The sequence below is a fragment of the Cupriavidus sp. IDO genome (assembly GCF_000812465.1).
GTDB lineage: Bacteria > Pseudomonadota > Gammaproteobacteria > Burkholderiales > Burkholderiaceae > Cupriavidus.
On sequence record NZ_JWMA01000151.1, the window covers coordinates 1 to 5,018 of the forward strand.

Annotated in this window: 3 protein-coding genes; 2 read left to right on the top strand and 1 reads right to left on the bottom strand. The window is 60.9% G+C overall.

Going from position 1 to position 5,018, the window contains the following annotated elements:
• Positions 1 to 110: 110 nt before the first annotated feature.
• On the bottom strand, positions 111 to 296 hold the full coding sequence (locus tag RM96_RS41010; protein ID WP_039015315.1) for a BBE domain-containing protein: 186 nt from the start codon (positions 294 to 296) through the stop codon (positions 111 to 113).
• Between the two features lie 441 nt (positions 297 to 737).
• On the opposite strand from RM96_RS41010, the gene RM96_RS29675 reads away from it, so the two are divergent.
• Together RM96_RS29675 and RM96_RS40375 are read left to right on the top strand one after the other, a co-directional pair.
• Complete coding sequence (locus RM96_RS29675) at positions 738 to 1,931, top strand: aromatic ring-hydroxylating oxygenase subunit alpha (protein ID WP_052279833.1); 1,194 nt, start codon at positions 738 to 740, stop codon at positions 1,929 to 1,931.
• 832 nt (positions 1,932 to 2,763) lie between these two features.
• Complete coding sequence (locus RM96_RS40375) at positions 2,764 to 3,651, top strand: hypothetical protein (protein WP_039015316.1); 888 nt, start codon at positions 2,764 to 2,766, stop codon at positions 3,649 to 3,651.
• The last annotated feature ends 1,367 nt before the right edge of the window (positions 3,652 to 5,018 follow it).

The following is a 5,018-nucleotide window of genomic DNA, read 5'->3' on the forward strand; positions in this document are numbered from 1 at the left end:
CTCCGCAGCCTCTTGAATGCTGACCATCGTGCGTATCATGCGCAAATTGTGCACAACTGCACAAGAACGCGCAACTATTCTGTCAGCAGTTCAAGCCCGCGCGCGAAAGGTTACGCGAACAGTGCATCGCGGCGCTTGCGCGCCTCGGTCAACTGAGTGAGGACCGGCGAGACTATGCAAAGGCGTTGAAGTACACACAGCAGTTGCAGCTGATTCACGCGGAACAGGTTGGCCGGGCCGTATTTGCGCTTGATCTCCGCCGGTCTCGCATAGTTGTCGCGATAGGACGCCTTCACGTTTTCCTATACCGCTGCGGTAGTGGCGATGCACCGGTCGCTTGCGGCAGCCGCCTCCTGGCGTCCACCAAACGGGCTTCACAGTCCGCGAGCAAGCCAAGCAGGCGAATCCGACATTCACCAAGTCAGTGCAGAACTTCCGAGAAGGGCCTATCTCAACCCTCACTTTACCCGGCCCGAACGATCGCTCATGGGACGGGGGACGTTCGCCGCGTCAATACCCCATCGCGTTGTCGCCCATACCAGCCCCTTTAGGATGCAGGCTCGAATGGCCGAAAGTGGCCATGACCTTCATCCTTCCCCAATATCAAGCGCACCATAGTAAAAGCGGGATTTCGGTGAGTTCGCCGGACCTCGCGTAGACTGCGCCAGATCCCCGTTCGCTTATCCGTCCGCTTGTGAGAACGGTCGAAGCTCTCGTTATGCAAGGAGGCGTCACGCATGCATGCAGTGCCTTTGCTGGATAGCTGTGCCATCGATTCGCCCGCCAGCGCGCCCGTGCGCGACCTGCGCCGTGTGCCCATTCATCCCGATCACTGGTATCCGCTGGCCTGGTCGCGCGAGGTCAAGCGGGGAAAAGCTTTAGGAGTGCACTTTGCCGGCGATCCGATCGTGCTGGTGCGTACCGAGTCCGGTACGATATTCGCGCTGGAAGACCGTTGCGCACACCGACAAGTGCCGCTGCACGCAGGCGTGGTGGCAGGCGAGTCCATCCGCTGTGGCTATCACGGCTGGACCTATGACTGCACTGGCCACTGCGTCGATGTGCCATATCTCGGGCGCGAGCGCCTGCCCAACGGCGTGCGTGCCTATCCCTGCCGCGAGGTGCATGGCCTGATCTTTGTCTTTCCCGGCGATGTGGCGCTTGCCAAAGAGCGGCCGCTGCCCGCCATGCCATCCGTGGCGGACAAGGCGTACAAGACGCGCCGTTTTGGGCGCGAGGTCAAGTGCCACTATTCGTTCATGCACGAGAACCTGATGGACATGAACCACCAGTTCCTGCACCGGCGGCAGATGGGCCAGATGCGCGCGCGCTCGCTGGGCCGCCGTCGCGGCGATGACTGGGTGGAAGTGGACTACACGTTCGCGCGCATGGAAGGCAAGCAGCCTGTGGGTGAGGCGCTGGTGTTTGGCGCCAGCAAGAAGAACGGCGACCAGGACGACAAGGACGTGATGACGGTGCGCACCGGCTATCCGTACCAGACCCTGCAGATCCGCTCGGGCGACGGCACGTTAGTGATGGACCTGTGGATCGTCTACGTGCCGCTGGATACGGCGCAGCGCACCAACCGGACGTTTGGCCTGCTTTCCGTCCGCAAGCCCGGTATTCCGTTTGCGCTGGACCTGGCATGGCCGCTGCTGGTCTGGTTCACAGAACGCATCTTCAAGGAGGACCGCTGGATCGTCGAGCGCGAGCAACAAGCTCACGACAAGCAGGGCGCCGACTGGAACCATGAGGTGTTTCCGGTCATTAATGAGTTGCGCGACCTGCTACGCAACTGCGGCGGCCGCACCGTCATCTCGATCCGCGAGGTGGGGACACGGCCTGACGCCGAGGCCAATACCGACACCATCCACGCCGAAAACGCGTCGACCAACGGATGGTGCGGTATCGAGGCCAGGAAGAAGCCATAGCCCGGCAGCGACAAGGGAGACATACCTGGCATTATGTCTAAGCTCGGGGGGGCTGGGTGTGTCCAACGCAAGAGCTTCCGGGGGGCAGCGCCCATTGGTCGTACATCCGTGCGGTTTCCGTCGGCGCATGGCCAAGCCAGTCCTGGACCAGCGCGTTATCGGCGCCGCGCTCAAGCGTGTCAGTCGCCGGCGTCGCGCGTATGCCTATCATTGGGCCATGTTGCAGTAAGGCGTGAATGCGAGGGGCCGCGAGGTGATATAGCGCAGATTACGGGCTCGGGGAGCCGATTGCGTTTATGACCCGACAATGGCTAGGGTGCAGGCGACGGGGTATTCTTGCGCAGGGCTGGCAGTCGAGCGCCAGGCCACTACGTCATTCACCTTTGAAGCCAGGGAAAAGGAGCGCGTCGAGCAATAAGCCCCGCCGGCGAGAATCAGAACGTCCTGCATGCCAACGAAGATGCGGGATTGTACGGGCAAAGTTGGCGCATACTTGGTTCCGGCGCTATCACATTTGCGACAACTGGCGGCCCCAAGCAGCGCAATGCAATATGAAGGGCCTGCCAGCACTTGGCTGGCCAGCGCTCCCCTCCGCTTCGCCCCGCTCGGCCCGTCGCAGCGCCGCCACAGCCAACCCTCTTCAGACGTGCCCTTCGCAGAAACAGGTACGCCTGATGTGTATGAGGCCACCGACCCCTCTTATGTTGCACGTCAGTTAAAGCGGGCAAGTCGCCAATTGCCGGTATTGGCCGCACGAGCTACCATTCCTCGCAGACTTGTTGCCTCCCGGTAATTCCGAGCGCCCTACAGGGCTGGAATCGGACATACCAATATGAACGCCGTGACGACTCAGCTCGACCTCTTCGAACATAGCCGCGATGTCATGCTTCGCAATGACGTGCTTGCAGCGCTTGAGCGACGCAATGCCGTCGCGGGGCGTGAAGCACTGCGTCGGCTGGCCGCCGAATATCCAGCCGACGCGCTCATGCCGCCCCTCGAGATACTGGTACGCGTTCTTGAGTACCCTGTCCAAGAGCCCATCACTAGTCACACGGCGCTACGTGACACCTGCGAGGCATGGTGTTCGCCGAGCGTGCCGGCGGCCCGCCGCGCATTCGGCGACGCGGCTGGCATGGCCTGGTGCATACCTCTGTGGCGAGCCATTGCGCAAGCCGCCTCGCAATTGCCGTTTCACCGCGAGATGCCGGAATGGCATGCCGCGCCGCTATGGATGCGCGCAGCGGAGTGGACCGCGGCACGCGAAAGCATAAAGCGGATCGGGTCGTGGCGACGTATTCCAATCACGCTTGCCTGGATGGCCGAGACTGTCTACCGGCTCCAGGGGCTTGAACCGGCGTGGCCGCTCTTGGCCGAGCTTGCCTGGTTGTCGCCGAGGAAGCTTGGCGCGCTGATACAAGCGCTCGGTGATTCGTCTTTGCTGGCGCTACGCCGGGTATTCGATGCGAATTTCGACGGTGACGGCACAATCGATGATCTTGCGTGGTTCCCGGCGTGGGCATTGACAGAAAAACCGGGGCTTGCCGCCCTCCTACGCGGGTCCGAGCCCTCAACGCACACGTTACCCGAACAGGGGATGCGGATCATGCTGGAGGTATTGCTCCTTGAGCGCGAAGGCCGACAGCATGATTTGGTTGAACGACGAAAGACTTTACGCGGCCTGCACGCGGGCCTCTTCGACGCCTACATCCGTACGCGATAACTGTGTCAATCAGGTAGGAGCGTGGCGTGCGGCCGATCGGCTTCTGGTCGACCTGCACCAAGCGCACTCTTCCATGCCGGCGGACGTGGCCGAACGTCTGCGCGACCAGGCTGGACTCATGCCTCAGCGACGGCAAATGGGTCATCTTCTATAAGGACGGGGAAGAAGTATGGGCGTGCAATGCCGTGTATGCCTCCGCCCATTTTGCACCCGTTCCCAGCAATCGCTCGCCGACGGTCGGAAACTTCCCCAGGCCGTAGGGTACGCTTCGCGCCGCGCCCTACCCACAGTCGAGTCCCATCCATTTTCGGTGAACGGGCCTTATGTTGAAATGTGCTGTGACCATCTTTCCGACGTGCAAGCCGTCGTCGGCTTGCATGATCTTGTTCCAAGCTCGCTGCAGCACCTGTTCTTGCCGAGGCAATGGCCCCGCCGTATGCAGGAGCAAATGCAGCAAGGCAGTCAACTCAATCCAATTGTCTACTCAGTGCGTAGACAATGTCCCTGATTGGGAAATCTCAGTGAAGCGATATCCGATCGTCGCCGCCTTGCCATGACGGCTGTAGGCTAAGTATCGGTCGCCGGCCCCGTGCCAAGATGAGGAGCTGGATTTCCTACCGCCCCGAGGACTGGGACAGAGCAGCAAGCTCCTCGAGAATCGAGGCATCCCACTCACTCGACCTGAAGGTGAGATGCGCCGTGTCGAGACTGAGGAATGCGTTGGCGTATCGCGAAGGTGTTCGCCAGTCGCCCACATTCCAACTCGGTGGCTATGCGCACCCACCGATGGCTACTGTGATTTGGACGGGGCCGGGTTGACGGCGCTAGGCGGAGGCTATGTGGTGCTGAGAACCGAGGACGCAATGCGTGTCCGGTGCGACCGTATCGTCACGAGTTTCGACCAGAATGGTTCAGGCGAATGGATTGATTACGGTCGCGGGCGCACCCTAGCAATCATCCGCGGCAACCCGACTTTCAGCCTTGCGGAGGGTTGGCCGGTAATCCCGAATACGTGAAGCTTCATATATTTGCGAATCCCGACCATCCCTCATTGACGCGGGAAGAGCCTGTCATCCCATTGCACAGGCACAGGCGCTGAGACCTGAATTCTGGGATGCAGGGGATTGATCAGAGCGTTCCATTCGAGGGGCGCGGCTATGTAACATAGATGTGCTCCATGATTATCATCATGCCCGCTTGACGCCGGTCTGCACATCTTGCGGCGAAGCCGGCGCATTACGCTACGCCGTGCGCTAAGACGAACTACTCGCCAGCTGCGGCTGCACACTCACGGGCGTCCGCAAACCACCCTCCTGCGCGCAGATTTGCTATACTTGTACAGGTTCTAGTACGAGTTATCCAAGGAG

What these genes read in the sequence shown, in the direction of transcription:
- RM96_RS29675 (WP_052279833.1), top strand. Translation starts at nt 738, where the DNA reads ATGCATGCAGTGCCTTTGCTGGATAGCTGTGCCATCGATTCGCCCGCC.
- RM96_RS40375 (WP_039015316.1), top strand. Translation starts at nt 2,764, where the DNA reads ATGAACGCCGTGACGACTCAGCTCGACCTCTTCGAACATAGCCGCGAT.